8 protein-coding genes are annotated in these 13593 nt (G+C 61.4%); 3 read left to right on the top strand and 5 right to left on the bottom strand.

Annotation, left to right across the window (positions count from 1 at the left end; genetic code table 11):
* Nucleotides 1-22: 22 nt before the first annotated feature.
* The 4 genes from GH665_RS05710 to GH665_RS05695 all read right to left on the bottom strand — a co-directional run bounded on the left by GH665_RS05710 (nt 23) and on the right by GH665_RS05695 (nt 8489).
* Nucleotides 23-991 carry a pentapeptide repeat-containing protein gene (locus tag GH665_RS05710; RefSeq protein WP_153135019.1) on the bottom strand — a complete coding sequence of 323 codons (969 nt, stop codon included), beginning with the start codon at nt 989-991 and terminating at the stop codon, nt 23-25.
* Nucleotides 984-3551 (bottom strand): DUF2169 family type VI secretion system accessory protein, encoded by a 2568-nt coding sequence (locus GH665_RS05705; RefSeq protein WP_153135018.1) that lies wholly within the window; start codon nt 3549-3551, stop codon nt 984-986. The genes GH665_RS05710 and GH665_RS05705 overlap by 8 nt, the downstream gene beginning before the upstream one ends.
* Nucleotides 3552-3556: 5 nt before the next feature.
* Nucleotides 3557-5989 (bottom strand): type VI secretion system Vgr family protein, encoded by a 2433-nt coding sequence (locus GH665_RS05700; RefSeq protein WP_153135017.1) that lies wholly within the window; start codon nt 5987-5989, stop codon nt 3557-3559.
* A gap of 214 nt (nt 5990-6203) precedes the next feature.
* The gene (locus GH665_RS05695) at nt 6204-8489 is read right to left on the bottom strand and encodes a hypothetical protein (protein ID WP_153135016.1); all 2286 of its coding nucleotides are present in this window, start codon (nt 8487-8489) and stop codon (nt 6204-6206) included.
* Between the two features lie 390 nt (nt 8490-8879).
* Between GH665_RS05695 and GH665_RS05690 the strand changes: the two genes are divergently transcribed.
* The 3 genes from GH665_RS05690 (at nt 8880) to GH665_RS05680 (ending at nt 13096) form a co-directional block, all read left to right on the top strand.
* Nucleotides 8880-10625 carry a hypothetical protein gene (locus GH665_RS05690; protein ID WP_153135015.1) on the top strand — a complete coding sequence of 582 codons (1746 nt, stop codon included), beginning with the start codon at nt 8880-8882 and terminating at the stop codon, nt 10623-10625.
* Between the two features lie 157 nt (nt 10626-10782).
* Nucleotides 10783-12501 carry a hypothetical protein gene (locus tag GH665_RS05685; protein ID WP_153135014.1) on the top strand — a complete coding sequence of 573 codons (1719 nt, stop codon included), beginning with the start codon at nt 10783-10785 and terminating at the stop codon, nt 12499-12501.
* Nucleotides 12502-12622: 121 nt separating this feature from the next.
* The gene (locus GH665_RS05680) at nt 12623-13096 is read left to right on the top strand and encodes a type III secretion system chaperone (RefSeq protein WP_153135013.1); all 474 of its coding nucleotides are present in this window, start codon (nt 12623-12625) and stop codon (nt 13094-13096) included.
* Here the strand turns inward: GH665_RS05680 and GH665_RS05675 are convergent.
* A complete protein-coding gene (locus tag GH665_RS05675) occupies nt 13079-13534 on the bottom strand; it encodes an ATP-binding protein (RefSeq protein ID WP_167530909.1) in 456 nt (151 codons plus the stop codon). The genes GH665_RS05680 and GH665_RS05675 overlap by 18 nt on opposite strands.
* Nucleotides 13535-13593: the final 59 nt, after the last annotated feature.

The raw sequence follows: 13593 nt of genomic DNA, 5'->3' as shown, positions 1-13593 counted from the left end.
TCGTAAATTCGTCGTGCACCATTCAGACAGACGGCTGCCATTGCAGCGCTTCGAGCAACAGCGGATCGTCGCGGCGCGCCTGGTCGCGCGCGCAACCGTCCCAGTTCGCACCATCCAGGTCCGCGCACAGCAGACGCGCACCGACTACCGACGCGCGCGCGAAGTCCGTCCCGCGCAACGACGCATGCTGTAAATCGGCGTGGTCGAGACACGCGTCACGCAGATTCGCGTGGTCGGCCCTCGCATGACGCCAGAAGCTGAGCGCGAGTTGCGCGCCCGAGCAGTCCGTGCCGCTCAGGTTGGAGCGATTGAACTTCGCGCCGTGTAACTGCGCGCCGGAAAACCGCGCCCCTTGCAGATCGCACGCCACGAAGGCCACGTTGACAGCGTCCATAGCACACCAGTCGACGCCGGCCGCCTCTACCGACGCGAAGCCGCACTGATGCAGTCGCGCTTGCGTGAAGCGTGTGCCGCGCAGGCTGCCGCCGTGCATCTGTACGCTGCTCCATTGCGCCTGGGTCAGGTCGACATCGGTCAGTTCACACTCCTTCAGATAGACGATCGTGAACATCGCGTCCCGCAACACGATGCCTAATACACGACAGCGAATCCATGTCGTGCGGGTAAGGTCTGCCGCGTCGAAACCGGCCCCCGCCAGTTCGCACTGAGTCCATGCCGCTCGAACAAGCTGCGCGCGACGCCAGCGCGACTGCGTCGCGGCGCACCCGCTGAAACGCGCGCGCGCGAGTCGCGCGCCGTCGAAGCAGGCGTTGTCGAGCCGGCAGCGTAGCCATTGCGTTCCTTCCAGCTGCGCATCGTCAAAGCGCGCGCCGCGCGCGTCGATATCCTCGAACCGCGTCGAGCCGAGCGCCAGCCCGCGATAGTCGCCGCCGCGCAAACAGACGCGCCGCACCGTGCCGCCCCGCGACAGACGTTCGGCCAGCGCTTCGCGTGTCAGGGGCGTGATGTCAGTGGCGTTCGGATCATTCATGGGGCAAGGTCTCCAGCAGTTCGCAGCGGCTTGTCAGCGCGCGTTCGATACGCACGCCCGCAATCGTCGCACCGCGCGAGCGCACGCCATAAAGATTGCTGCCTTCGAAGTCGACGTTCGCGAGGTGCGTCTTGCGCAGCGAAGCTCCCATCAGATTCGCACCGCGCCAGCGCGCATCCGTGAAACGCGAGCCTGTAAACTGCGCGCCGCGCGCGCTCAGGCGTGTGCCGTCGGTGCCGCTCAGATCGCATCCCAGTACAACCGCCTGATCAAGCACCGCATTGCGCAACGACGCTTTCACAAGCGAACTGTCGCGCAGGCTGGCTCCGCACAGGTTCGCTCCGGTGAAGTCGGCGCCGGGCAGCAAGGTGGCGCCCCACACGCGCCAGTTCGCCAGTCGCGCCGAGCACAGCGCGAGGTCCGCGCCCCGCACCGTGCGCCACTGCGCACCGTCCAGTTCGGCGCTCTGGAGTCGCAGGCGGTCCACGTCGCAATGCGCGAAGGTCGAGCGAGATAAGGCGGCAGCGCTGAAATCGGCGTCGTCGAGCCGGCATGAATCGAACGATACGCGCGACGCGCGCAGACCCGCGGCTTCGACACGCGTGAGTGCAACGTCGCGCAGCGTCGCTTGCGACAGGTCGGCATCGCGCAGCGTCGCGCCGATCGCCGTGCAGCGCTCCCAGCGGGCGACCTGCCAGTCGCTTGCGGCGAGGTCGGCGGCATCGAGTTTGCAATCGGTCAGATACGCGCGGCGCGCGCTTGTCTGTGCCAATCCGGCGTTGGAGAGATCGCAGCCGTTCAGGCGTGCGTTTGTTAAATGGACGTGCGCGAGACGCGCACCGCTGAAATCGCACGCTTCGAACACGCTGTCCGTGAAATCGAGACCGCCCAGATCGAGGCCGGCAAGGCATTGACCTTTCATCCGGATCCCGCGGACCGGTTCACCCTTGGCGAGCCGCGCCAGCAACGCGGTCTTGTCGATGACCGGTTGCGCCGACGGCGCGGGCTTGGCCGGATGCGCCGCAAGCGCGGCCGCTGCGGTCACCGCGCGTTGCGCCGCGGTCCCCGGCATGGCGCCGATGCCATGCCACTGTTCGAGCACCACCGCGCGCTGCGCCAGCGGCAAGGCTTCGAGTTGCGCCGGCAGATCAGCGAGCGCCATGCTCGACGTGCTGGCGCCGCCCGCACCCGGCATGTCCTGCACCGCGCTGCCTGGCAGACCCGCTTGCTCCAGATGGACACGCAGCCGGGCGTCGAACGCTTCGCGTGTAAACGTATCCGGCGCGCCGGGTTGCTTCGCGCGCAGCGCGTCGAATGCCGCACGATCGGGCGCGGGCAGCTCGGCGAGCAGTGAGTGCGCGTCCGGCTGCGCGCTGAACTGCTCAATGACCCGTTGATGACTGGCGAGATGCTCAGCCCACGCGCTCTCGGCGCGCGGCGTCGGCGCATCGTCGACTGGTGCCGCGGCAGAGTCAGGTGCAAGTACCGGCGTAGGTGCGGCAGCCCGCGTCGGTGCAGCGACCGCGCGCCGTGCCGTCGTTTCGCGCCACCGTTCGGCCAACGTCGCGGTAGTGGCCGGCGCATCGGCGAGACGCTCGGTCACGATATGCAGCGCGCCGACGTCGTCAGCATCGATATCGGTGACGGGCCAGCAGGCGCGATAGAGGCACAGCACCTGCTCGTCGTTCGGAAACAGCCAGACCGTATCCAGGTCGAGCCGACTCTCGAACACTGGCGAAACATCCGCGGCATCCTCCTTCTGCGTGGCCGCGCGCCACAGCAAACGCGGACGCACACACGGCAGCGCGCCTTCGACAATGCCGGCCCGTTCATTCATCCCTTCGACGGCAAACGTTTCGTCGCCGGCAAAGTAGCCCGTCGCGCATTGGTCCTGCGCGACAGCGTCGAAATAGCGCAAGTCGATGTCCGCTGGGTAACCCCGCCCACGACGCGCGCGCAGGTGCGCCGCGATATCGCCCAGCCACTGCGCGCGCGCCGGCACGCCGCCCGGCAACATAGCCAGCGTGGCCGGCTGCGGACGACTCGAAGGCGCCACGCAGAGCGCGTCGATCCATTCGACATTCGGCAGCGGCACACGCGCCCAATCGTGCGGCGCCTGAGCGTGGCCACGCCCCGCGGGATTCTCCTGCCAGCCAGGGCCGCCATACGCATGCGCCAGGTCGACAGGCATCCGCGTGAACGGTTGCGGATCGCCCGGGAGCCATCCGGCCGCGCTGTGCCGCCAGGACCGATCACCGAACACCGCGAGACGCTTGCGAAGTTGCGCGAACCTTGCGGACACGATCAGCGAGGTCACCGTCTCGCCACGCGGCGCACATGCCGCGCCCGCCACCGCAAAGGTGCCGCGCGCCTTTTTCACACCCTCGTCGAACGGTTGTCCCGCGAACCGCGCGACGAGCGCCTGCCAAGCCTGCTGCTCGCGCATGAGTGCGCCGTCAAAGCGGGACATATACCCTACGGTGACCGTCAGGCACGGTCGGCCGGCCTGCTCGCCATGATGCAATAACACGAGCGGCTCGTCTGGCTTGTCGATGCGCATGCGGTTCAGCCGAGAAAGATGATGAGACCGTCGATTTCCACCCCGGCCGTCGCCTCGAGAGTGACCGTGGCGCCGGTCAACGACACCTCGGCTGTCGCCCCGATTGCCACCATCGCGGCGGTGGCGGCGAGATCGCCGGCCGCGCCGAGACTGATGTCCTCCGTCGCCACAACCTGGACGCCCTCATCGTTGACCTCGATCACATTCTCCCCGGAAGTCAAAGTAACACTCGCGGGACTCGTTACTGTTATCCCGTCCAATGCGCTGAGCGAAATATTCTCCCCAGCCTCGAGAATCATCTCCTCTTCCGCGAATGACATGACGGTGTTAAATTGCAAATTGGAACTCGTACCGCTAGCCACCAGTCGGTTGGTCTGCAACAGCATCAGGCCATCAACCAGGACCGTCTTTTCTGGCACGCTGGTTTCCTTCAGAGCAAAGTGTTTCTCGTAATGTATGCCCCGATGCAGCTCGACGTGAGCGCCGACAAATGTCTCGAACGTCAGCCCCGAATTGATGTTCGTGTTGATTCCCTCCACAAATTCACTTAGCAGACCGGCATAATTTTGCACCGTCGCGCCAAGGTAGTTCTGCACTATCATGCCCGCGCCTTGAGTCGCCTCGAACGCCAGATGCTGGCCCGCACGGTGCGAACTGTTCACAAGCTGCTCGACCGTCGAATTGCCAGACTGGTGCGGCGGCTTCTTTGATTGGGTCAACTGCTGTTTGCCGAGGCCATACATGTGTTCCTCGTACGCGCCCGCCACCGCCCGGTGATAGCTGCCCGCCTGCACATCCACATGGCCCTGCGAACTAAGCGCCGCACCCTGCTGTGCCGCGGCGCCCAGCACAAAGCTGCTCGTGGCCGTGGGCGACGACAGCGCGACGCGCTGCGCGCCGTCCTGGTCGTCCATCACGAGGCTGTTGCCGCCCGCCGTGTGGACCGTGTTCTGCGTGGGATTGGCCTGCGTGACCACGCCCGGATTTTCGGAGTTGGGCACCGCACCGACGATGACCGGCCGGTCCGGATCGTCGTTCACGAATGCCACCAGCACTTCGCTGCCCTTGTGCAGCGGAAAATGCATCCCGTGCGTCGCGCCAGCGTACGGCGTGGCGAGACGCAGCCATGCGGAGTTGCGTCCGGCGTTCTGTGCCGCGCAAAACGCGAAGCGCACCTTGTAGCAACCGTGCTCGTTCAACTCGGCGATACCGCCGTCGCCCTGCGCGTCGATCACCGCACTGACACAGCCGGGCATACGTGGCCAGGGCGTTGCCAGCGGCGGCCGGAACTGCCGGCTTTCCTCGAACGCAACGAAGGTGTTGTGATAGCTGCTTGCGCGCGCGGCATCGCGCGGCGCGACAAGTGGCAGCGGCTGGCTGCCTGCATGACGCACTTCGGTGACATAAAAGCGGATGTTGCAAGCGTCGCGAAAGTGATCGCGCAACGCCGCCGGTTGACCGGCGCACAGAGTCGCCGCGCCGGAGGTGCCCGTGTAGTGCCCCGCCATGCAGGCGGCCAGTTCGGCGCGCAATGCGGCAAGGCGCTCGCCGTCGCGTTCACTGTCGAAATGATCGCCGTAGCGTGCCCATGCGCCCACGTTGCCGCCATCCACGGCCTGCGACACGTCGAGCGACAGACGCGCGCGTGTACCCGCGAAGTCCCGCATCACCACGCTTAGCGGCGCATCGCACGATTGCTGGTGAAAACTGCTCACGCTGGCAACATCCGCTTGCGCACGCAACACGCCAGCGGGCCGGTACGCCAGTTCGACGGCGCGCGTGGGCTGCTGATCGCGCGCCGCGTAGAACACGACCGTTTCGCCGCGCTCGCCCTGCTCGAACGCGTAGTACCAGCCCGCGTGCTCGAGGCGGCGCGACAGGAAGTCGAGGTTGCTTTCCTCGTACTGGCATACGAAATTCGCATGGGTCGGGGTGCTGTCCACAGACGATGACGCGATCCGAAAGTCGCCGGTGGCCCCTGCGCCGGACGCCTCGGCAACCAGTCCGCCATCACGCAACACCTGCCGGATCAGGTCCGGCAGCGCGATGTCCAGATAGGTCGCGCTGCCGACAGTCTCACGCAATCGCGCAAGGCGTGGCTCGAGTGTGACGCGATACCAGGCGCAGTGATCGTCACGGTCCAACTGCTCGGCGACGGTCAACACCCCCTGACGCCGCGCCACCGGCGCGTTTTCGCTGCCGGTGATGGCAAGCGTCGCGCGACGGCCGCGCAGATCGGCGGGCGCGATGTCGTCGCGCGGTGATGCCAGCAGCAGTTCGAAGCGGTAAGGCCGCGACACGCACTCCTCGCCGCGCCATTGCGCCACCAGAAAGGCCTGCGCACCGAATCCTTCGCATTCGAAACGATACGCGTAGACCCCGTCCACGGCTGCGCCGTCCGTCAGCAGCGGCCATTGCGCCACCGGTTCAATCTTCATCGTGCCTCCGTCTGCCACCTCGCGCCGCGTACGCAATCGCTCTGGCGCCGCCGGATACCGGCGAGCGCCATGTACGCAACGGGTGCGCCGCGCCGAGACTTCCAGCACCGCGGCGCGGCCGCCACCCGGTGGACGTGCGGGCGGGGTCGGCAGTTCAGTAACAAACACACGAAAAAAGTTCGCGGCGACGCACACTTTCGAAGCGCGGCCGCGCTTACACGAGGATCAGTTCACGGAACCCATTGATGCGGATCCGCTCTCTTTCCAGGTCGATTTCTTTGACATTGTCGGAGTTTCCGCCTTCGGGCTCCTGATACCCGTCGGGGCGCAGTTTCTCCTCCAGACTCTCGAGGATTTTTTTCGCCTCCTGAACTGTCTCGTCGACTATCGCGATGCCCGCCTTCGGGTCGCTGGCATTGGGCACCCCGTTGTTGGCCTCGGTTTTGTTAGCCGTGGCGAGCAGTGTCAGGGTGCTCCGGACGAGAGAGTGGCTCACTATCCCGTTCTTGAGCATCTGTGTCACCAGCTCCTCTAACTTGCCCTCGAAAGTCTGGGCGCTATCGTGCGGCAAAGCGGCCAATTCCGCTCGGATCAGAGCCATGTCGGCGAGGACCTTTATGTAGAGCGAAACGGGGCTTTTGATCTCGACTGGCTTCTTGTTGTCTTTCGAGCGGTGGAACGCCACGTCCCGGAGGTCCTCGCGCGCGGCGGAACCTCCTACCCACATACGCCGGATTGCACGCTCGATGTTGCCGTTTTGCAGCGCCTCCATCGCCCGAACCAAATCGTTCTGCCCAGCCGTCTCAGCATTCTTTAGGACAACCTCACTGCTTTCCAGTTTCTTTAGACCTTCCCGCATCTCCTGCAACGTCTGCCGCCGTTCGTGGTGCGGCACCCCTTGAGTTGATTTCCAATATTCCTCCTCGAATTTTTCCGTGTTTGACGTGCCGAGGCTGAGGGTGACCTCCAGCATCTCGACAAAGTCGAGCATCGCTTGAAGGTCACTCGTGCCGAGATCCCTCAGATGCACCGAGAGTCCCCCACCGGCAGCATCGTCCGGCGGGAGTTCATCCTGCGTTTCATTGCCAATGTTGCGGACGTTCTCCACCAGCTTTCTTGCCGCGTCCGGGCCAAGCTCCTTGCGCAAAACCGCGTCGACCCGCGCAAGCGCGCTCGTCTGGTTGCCGTTCGAATCCGACATCGCTTTGTGCACAAGGTTGCCGAACTGATCACCGACGGTCGGCGTAACATTGGATACCTTCACGAACTGCTCGATCAGATTCTTGTTATCCCCAACGAGGTCGGCCTTCAGGCAAGTATCAACGTACGTTTCCAGCATCAATTTATGCCGCCGGACTGCGCCCCCGAGCGCGGACTCCTTGTCCCTAAGAGAGGACAATTCCGTTGCATTAGGTTTCTTCGCATCACGCGCATCCTTCAGCTTCTGGTCGGCCGTTGTCAACTCCGCAAGCTGCGTTTTCTTGCTCTCAGGCGCGCCCGGATTGATTTCAATATCGATCCCGGCAGCCAGAACAATTTTTCTCGATTCCGCTTCCACCGGCAGTCGGTGCGTGGTTGTCAGCCTGGTGACCCGCTCCTTGCCAACCAGCGTGGCGGGACGACGTACCAGAGCATTGCCATTCGCCGACGCTTTGGCAGGCACCGGAACAGAGTCCCCTCCAAGTTTTGGCCGCGAGTCTGCAAGAGACTGTTTTTCTGCCTTGCAGGGTTGATAAAATACGTATCGGGGTGCGTCGAACAGTTGCGCGAAAATGGCGAATAGCCGGTCCCAGATGGTTTCCTGGCTGGCGACGAACTGGTCCCGAACGTCCTTGAATGGCGTCGTGATATCGAACGACACCGGCAGCACCCTCACCTGATACTCGCTCTTTCCTGCACCGTGCAATGTGTGCGCAATCCCATTCACGACGCGGTTCTCCGTCTCCACATGAAAGATCGCCCGATAGTCGGTTTCCAGCGCGTGAACGCCGAGTTCCGCCTCGACATATTCCGCAGTGCCGTTCTCGCGGAGCAACTTAACGGTTCTGCAGAGGCTTGTCTTGTGGAGCAAAAATCCATCGTCAAGCGGTACGACGTTGACGACCGAACGGTCTGGATTGACCGCATAGCCGTCCGATGGGCGACGGAGAAACGCCATGCCGTCCGCGCCCGCAACCCCGTTCATCAACAAATTCCTGGCCACCGTCTCGCACACCCTTCGCACGGCCGCCGGGCTCACCCCCCTCAGCTCGCTGAGTTCGACGAGGCGATCGACAACTTTCTCGTACGCGGCACGCCCAGCGTTGGGGGTTCCTCGAAGGTCAGGAAAATCGAGCTTCTCTCCGCCGATCTGGCATTCGCCTGGCCGGTCCACATATTCTTTCAGCCAACCGTCGAAACATGCGTCGCCTGTCATCGAACTCGTCGGCTCACTAAGTACCTTCACCATTAACGGCTGGTTTTGCGACGAACGAGATACAACCTGCTCAGAAAATCTCATATTCCCTCTCCAGAAACGTGCCCGCTAACGAGACCATGTACCCGACGAGAAGATCGTCGTCCGATGGACGTCACCCATGAAGATTGACTTCGGCGCGAAGCGGGCAAAGCGCGACATGGCGTAAGTAACACGAACGCACGGAATCGTTCCATGCCGGTCCGGGATTAGCAGGAGCGCATCTCCGGTTGTGGAACTCCGGCTTTCAATTCGGTTACCAAATGCGCAATGGGATTGGAGATCACCCCGGCTTTCCGGTTGACCCGATGCCCACCGGTCCATGACACAAAGGAGGAATCGGCTATGGCCTGCGGCCCACTATCGAGTACATCCATCTCGCACAACTCAGGCTCATTGCCACTAATTCAGCGGTTGTTCAGTAAAAGCCCTTCCATGGCGTTGCGATACGACGATCTCGCCAAGGATGGAGTCGTGCAGATCAACGGCAAACCGCTGAAAACGTGCGACGACCAGGGGAGGCCACTGGATGCGAACAGAATTTACGATCAGATGATCGATGACTTGAACAGCAGCGGGCCGAAGTTCGCCAAAGAGATTGGGGCCTGGCGAATATTCGATTCGGCGCTCATGCAGTTGATGAAACCAGGTGCAGAGAACATCGTCACCGAATCGTTCGCAGGTACACCTGTGACACCCGCGGGTCAACCCTCGCGGGCCATCAACCTGGTGCCGTACCAGAACGGGTTCCTCATTCACACTCGCCTATCCTACGAACGTGCGGACCAGAACGGCAAGGAGATTTGCTTCGACAACCAGCCTGCGCTCGAAATCCATCTACGCCATGTTGTGGAATTTGATCATGGCGACAACGTCCTCATGCGCGTAGCGAACCGGATAAAAGACTCCGGAATCGACAATCGTACGGCCACCTGCTACTTCCTGTCGGCCGATGCCGTCACGCCGTCTCCCGAGCTTCGTGCCAGCCTGGTAGAACGGTCCGCTTCGATTCTCGACAGACTCATCGATTTCTTTTCCCAACTCTTCGACACACCGCGCTACGAGATCTACTCGCCCAATCGCTCTGAGAAAGTGCGGCTCCTCGACTCGACGCCGAAACTGACGCCTTCGACAGCCGAACTGCAAGCCGATGGGGCGCAGGTACGCGTCGCCGGCCTGATTCCCGAAGACCAGCACGTGCGCATCTCACACGTCCACCGCGAAGCGTTTCACCATAGGACGCTCGACGTCGGATCGCGAGGGCATTCCATGACTGCACATTTGAAGATAAACGCATTCGCAGATTTCGCCTTCGATGAGCAACGCAAGCTTGTGCTTGAAAAGCAGAACGAACTCCATGAACAAGATCAGACTCTGACGGCCGAAAATGCCGTGTATCAGAGGTTTGAAGCGCTCAACCTCGATCGGCTCATTGCGCGCGCGAGGCGCGGGGATACGGGAGAAAGTATCCATTCAATGATCAGAAGGATTCGGGATATTCCCTTCGAATTTGGAAGCCAGCAGGACTTCGAAGAAGTGAATAACAGGAAAAATGAGCCGCGCAAGTTGAAAATCTGGCGTAAGGGCGACACTGACCCCAACTCCCTGTTGAACGCTGCGGAAAAAAAACAGCTCAAGGAAGAGGCCGACGAGAAGGACAAACAATCAACCGTAACCCAAAGCCGAATTACTTTCTACGTCGATGCTGAAATCAAGGACCGTCTCGATGTTTCCCCAAACGCGAAAGTGGGCATCCAGAGCATTCAAGAGCAGGGCGGCCCGGTCGCGACCTATCTGCTCATTCAGAGAATCCTCACCGCCTTCGAAAAACAGGTGCCGTCGATTGGAGTGGACGCGGAAGTCATAGCGCTGGAGCACTTTGCCACATTGACAAAGGATCTATTTATCAAAAAAACCGTGTCCGACCTGTTCGACGTACTCGCACAAATCCACAAACAGTTTTATGACGTGGACAACTCCCCGTTCGCGACGCTGCCAGCGTTGAAGGAACGCGAGTTTCAGAGAATGTCCAGGTTTGTAGAAATGCTTTATACCGTTCACAGCGGGCAGAAACTTGAGGATCCCAACACAAAAATTAGTTTCGTTCCAAATCACACGCCTCAGAAGGTTGACAAGGAAGAGGTCGCGCGCGTTTCGATATTGCTTGGTCTTCAGCCTTGAACAGCCCTTACCGGGCCGGCACGGATCATATGATTTCCTGAACTGCGGAACTCATGCTGCCGGATCGGTTACTCAGTGCGCGGCGGGTATGGGCTCGCCGCGGCTTTCAGGCCGATCCGGCGCCTCGCGCCTCACCGCACAATAAAAGGAATCCATCATGGCTACCGGCCCACTGGCGAGTAGTACCATCTCGCATGGCTCGAAATCGATGCCGCCGATTCAACGGTTATTCAGTAAAAGCCCTAGCATTGCGCTGCGAGCGGATGACCTCACCAAAGCTGGAGTGGTGCAGATCAACGGCACGCCACTTAAAACCAGCGAGAATGACGATCTGCTGGAAAGGGAGCAGATTTATCGCAACCTGATCGGCGAGCTGAATGCGAACGGGCCACAGTTTCCCCATGCGGACGATGCAATGCGAATGTTCGGCCCCGCCCTCGACCATTTCATGCTGAAAGGCGCGGAAGGCGTAATCACCGAGCCGCTCAAGGATTCGCCGCTCAAGCCCGTCGGCGAACCAGTGCGGGCCGTCAACCTTGTCCCGCTCAAGAACGGCATTCTCATTCACACCCGCCTTTCCTACGCCCATGTCGCCGACCAGCAGGGCAAAGTCATCCAGTTCGAGACTCAACCCGCGCTCGAAATCCATCTGCGGCATATCGTGGAGTTCAAGCGTGACGACAGCCTCGTCGAACGCGCGGTCAACAAATGGCAAGGCAATGGAAAGGAGACCCACACCGCCACCAGCTATTTCGTATCGGCTGATGCCGTCACGCCGTCACGCGAACTACGTGATAGCCTGGTAACGCGTTCCAACTCGATTCTCGACAGGCTCATCGATTTCTTTGCGCAGCTCTTTGACGCCCCTCGCTATGAGGTGTACGCGCCCAACCGCGGGGAGGAAACCCTGTTGTACAGGTCGATGCCGACATTGCCGCATTCGATCGGGCGTCCGGCAGCGGAAGAGCCGCTGCCGGAATTGCGCAAGCCGGAGCTGATTCCCGAAGACCAGCGCGTGCGCATCTCACACGTCCACCGTGCCGCGATTCATAAGGACACGATACCCCTCGATACGAAAAATCGACTGCTGGACACCGCACAGATCAAACTGACGGCAGATCTGGACTTTAAAAAACAACGGACTCATGCCCGCAGCACTGAGAGAGAAGACAAACTCGTTACTTTCAGCCAGGGCAACACCCAGCGACTCATGCTGAAATCGTGGCGCGCCGGCAATGAGCGTGTCGTTACGGAACTGAATAAGGTTAGCGGGCTGAATATCGCATTCAAGAACCCGAATGAATTCGGGGGGTTATCGGATCCCCTTGATGCTTCGTCCTCGCAGGCTCCAAGGGATGAACCGATGACTTTCTACGTAGGGAACAAGTTCGGCTCCCCAATCAAGACCTCCGAGAAGGTAAAAGGAGACCTGATCAGTATTCAGAAAGCTGGCGGCCCGGTCGTGACCTACGCGCTTATACAAAAAATATGGCCCGCCGCTGACGCGTGGGCGGCTGTCGGCGCCAGCAGCGAGATAGGCGGCGACGAGAAAGGGGAACTGACCGAACAACTTGCGTTCTCGATCGCCCATCTCTTTGACGAAGATAGTGTCACCAGCCTGTTCAACGTATTGGCAGCGGTCAATCGGAAATATTACGAGGTCAACGACTCGCAGTTCGGCAAAGTTCTGCCGGGGCGGACGCAACCGCAATTTCTCGTCATGGCCTCATGCGTGTCATTTGTTCATAACATCCATAAAAATCGCCTACCCGTCGATGGCGGGATGTGGCCTAACCCAGTTTTCGATCACCAGCCCGAAAACGTCAACGAAGCCGACGTCATTGGCGTCGCAACCCTGCTCGGCCTCGAAGGCTAACTTTCGCGGTAATACATGGGGAAAGGGCGTCATGCGGCCGGGGCCCTTCCCTGTAGTCCGGCCTCATCCAACCCTCCCGGCATCCGGCAACATCAGCCCACATCTGGCGGAATAAAACCCTATGGATACCAAAGCAATGGCAATTCAGATCGGCATCGTCATTGGTCTGCCGCAGTTGCAACTCGACGACCGCGGACTCGCCCTCGTTCAGATTGAAGGCTGCCCGAGTCTGCACATCGAGGCCGATCCAGATGGGCAGTGTCTGCACCTGTACAGCATCGTCGCATCGAACGTGCACAGCGTGCTGCACGATGCCTGCCTGATGCTGCTGAAAGGCAACACATTCGGTAGTAAGACCGGCGGCGCGAGTCTCGCATTCGACGAGCCCGCCGGCGAAATCATCCTGTGCGCACGCCTCGAGGACATGGTGGTCGGGGCGGATGCGCTCAAGAATTACCTGGAGCGCTTCGCCGCCGCGGCGAAGTACTGGGTTGCCGAATATGAAATGCACGCGCGGACATCCGCACGCGCCGCCGCGCCGCAGAACGCAGTCGCCTTCCGGCGGGACTGGCAGTTGCTAGCCGGTCGCGTCTGACGCCGCCGCGGATCCGCCGGCCGTGTAGCGCTTGTTGAGCGTGAGTTCGTTCTCATTGCCCACGCGCCGGTAGGTAAGCTTGTCGACGAGGTGATGAACCAGCCACAGCCCAAGGCCGCCAGGCTCGCGCTGCGCTAGCGGCGCATGAATATCCGGCGCGCGTGCGCGCGTGGGGTCGAAGCCGGCGCCGTCGTCGCGCAGCGTGAGTACCACGCCCTCCGCCGAACAGACTGCGGCGACCGAGAAGATGCGGCGCTCGTCCTGCGCGCAACCATGCGTGACGATATTCACCAGCAGTTCTTCGAGCGCGAGCGAAAGCGGCTCAGCCAGTGAACGCGGCAACGCGGCGGCCTGCATCCAGCACGCAAATGCACCGCTGCATTCGGCAACGGATTGCAGGCTTGCACGGTAGCGACAATCAAAGTCAGGGACGCTCATGGATAGGTCGATATTGCGATGAACCACCACCTGCTGCGCCGGATGATGCAATTCGTCCA

This window comes from Paraburkholderia agricolaris, from assembly GCF_009455635.1.
Taxonomy (GTDB): Bacteria; Pseudomonadota; Gammaproteobacteria; order Burkholderiales; family Burkholderiaceae; genus Paraburkholderia; species Paraburkholderia agricolaris.
This window is presented reverse-complemented; position numbering and strand designations above follow the sequence as displayed.

What these genes read in the sequence shown, in the direction of transcription:
- GH665_RS05710 (WP_153135019.1), bottom strand. Translation starts at nt 991, where the DNA reads ATGAATGATCCGAACGCCACTGACATCACGCCCCTGACACGCGAAGCG.
- GH665_RS05705 (WP_153135018.1), bottom strand. Translation starts at nt 3,551, where the DNA reads ATGCGCATCGACAAGCCAGACGAGCCGCTCGTGTTATTGCATCATGGC.
- GH665_RS05700 (WP_153135017.1), bottom strand. Translation starts at nt 5,989, where the DNA reads ATGAAGATTGAACCGGTGGCGCAATGGCCGCTGCTGACGGACGGCGCA.
- GH665_RS05695 (WP_153135016.1), bottom strand. Translation starts at nt 8,489, where the DNA reads ATGAGATTTTCTGAGCAGGTTGTATCTCGTTCGTCGCAAAACCAGCCG.
- GH665_RS05690 (WP_153135015.1), top strand. Translation starts at nt 8,880, where the DNA reads ATGGCGTTGCGATACGACGATCTCGCCAAGGATGGAGTCGTGCAGATC.
- GH665_RS05685 (WP_153135014.1), top strand. Translation starts at nt 10,783, where the DNA reads ATGGCTACCGGCCCACTGGCGAGTAGTACCATCTCGCATGGCTCGAAA.
- GH665_RS05680 (WP_153135013.1), top strand. Translation starts at nt 12,623, where the DNA reads ATGGATACCAAAGCAATGGCAATTCAGATCGGCATCGTCATTGGTCTG.
- GH665_RS05675 (WP_167530909.1), bottom strand. Translation starts at nt 13,534, where the DNA reads ATGAGCGTCCCTGACTTTGATTGTCGCTACCGTGCAAGCCTGCAATCC.